At 72.4% G+C, this 979-nt stretch carries 1 protein-coding gene; it reads right to left on the reverse strand.

Annotation, left to right across the window (positions count from 1 at the left end):
* A partial coding sequence (locus K7G59_RS34350) for a beta-ketoacyl reductase (RefSeq protein ID WP_225840661.1) occupies nt 1-979 on the reverse strand: 979 nt, incomplete at both ends.

Genomic DNA, 979 nt, shown 5'->3' on the forward strand with positions numbered 1-979 from the left:
GCCCGGGTCGAACTCGCCGGCTTCGTAAAGGAACCCACCCTCACGGGCGTAGGCCGTGCCGCGGTGATCCGGATCCGGGTGGTAGAGGCGGTCGAGGTCCCAGCCGCGGTCCTCCGGGAAGCCGGCCATCGCGTCGCCGCCGTTCGCGAGCAGCTCCCACAGCTCCTCCGGTGAACGGACACCGCCTGGGTAACGGCAGCTCATGCCGATGATCGCGATCGGCTCGTCGGACGGGTTCGCGACGGCCGTCGGCTCGCCCGCGGTCGTCCCGCCCGCGGGCTCGTCTTCCGCCAACTCGCCGTGCAGGTAGCGGGCGAGCGCGGAAGCCGTCGGGTAGTCGAAGACGAGAGTGGCGGGCAGGCGCAGGCCGGTGGCCGCGTTGAGGCGGTTGCGCAGCTCGACGGCGGTCAGCGAGTCGAAACCCAGCTCCTTGAACGACCGGTCGGGATCGACCGCGTCCGAGGTGCCGTACCCGAGTACTGCTGCCACGCCCGCGTTCACCAGGTCGAGCAGGACCTGGTCTCGTTCGGCCCGCGGGAGGCCGGCCAGTCGCCGGCCCAGCGAGTCGCCGGAATCAGCGTCCGACCGCGCAATCCGCCGGGCCGGCGTGCCGGCCATCCGACGCAGCAACGGCGGCACCGGAGCGCCGTTCGGGAGCAGCGCCGCGGGGTCCAAGCGGACCGGTACCAGAAGGGAGTTGTCCGTGGCGAGGGCGGCGTCGAACAGTGCCAGGCCCTGTTCCGCGGAGAGCGGGAGCACCCCACCGCGCGCCATCCTCGACATGTCGGTGTTGCCCAGGTGACCGGTCATCTCACTGCGCTGGTCCCAGAAGCCCCACGCCAGCGAGACCGCCGCCTGACCGTTCGCCCGCCGGTGCGCGGCCAGCGCGTCCAGGAACGCGTTCGCCGCGGCGTAGTTGCCCTGCCCCGCCGCACCGAAGGTACCGGCCGCGGAGGAGAACAGGACGAACGCGGAGAGG

Source organism: Streptomyces sp. NK08204 (genome assembly GCF_020400585.1).
GTDB lineage: Bacteria > Actinomycetota > Actinomycetes > Streptomycetales > Streptomycetaceae > Streptomyces.